The 541-nt window shown below is 77.3% G+C and carries 2 protein-coding genes; one reads left to right on the top strand and one right to left on the bottom strand.

Features of this window, described 5'->3' with window-relative positions; genetic code table 11:
- The coding region (locus ACSNN7_RS29030; RefSeq protein ID WP_436684226.1) for a hypothetical protein at nt 1–288 on the bottom strand (288 nt) is incomplete at its 3' end.
- Between the two features lies 1 nt (nt 289).
- On the opposite strand from ACSNN7_RS29030, the gene ACSNN7_RS29035 reads away from it, so the two are divergent.
- On the top strand, nt 290–541 hold a 252-nt coding region (locus ACSNN7_RS29035), incomplete at its 3' end, for a hypothetical protein (RefSeq protein WP_436684227.1).

Genomic DNA, 541 nt, shown 5'->3' on the forward strand with positions numbered 1-541 from the left:
ACCTTCGCCCATGCGCCGGACCCTGCCGAGCTTCGCGGCCGTCACGCTGGTCTGCCTGCTCACCGCGTGCGGAGGTGACACCGGGACGACGGCCACCGCCTCGACCTCGGTCACGCCGGCCGCGTCCACCGCCCCGGCTCCGGTCGCCGTCTCCGCCGGCGCGAGCCCGAGCGCCGCCGCGCCGGCCGCGCCCGCCCCGGCGAAGAGCACGCCGCCGAAGCCGAAGCCACCCGCCGCCCCCGCGCTGACCTGCGCGCAGCTCGCGGGTGCGCACGTCGGCAGCGCCACGGTGCGCTACAACGGCTACCCGGATCACCTGCCGCTGACCGAGGGCCAGTGGTCCGGTGAGGACGGCGCGACCGTCCTGCTGCAGAAGCCGTGCGGGATCGGCGACCTCGACGGGGACGGGGCGGCCGACGCGGTCGGGGTGGTCGCGCTGAACGGCGGCGGCAGCGGCACCTTCTTCACCGTGCTGGCCTGGCGCAACAGCGGCGGCAAGCCGGTCTTCCGGGCGCTTGCCGACCTGGGCGACCGCACCCCC

This window comes from Micromonospora sp. URMC 105 (assembly GCF_051386295.1).
In the GTDB taxonomy this organism is placed as follows: Bacteria; Actinomycetota; Actinomycetes; order Mycobacteriales; family Micromonosporaceae; genus Micromonospora.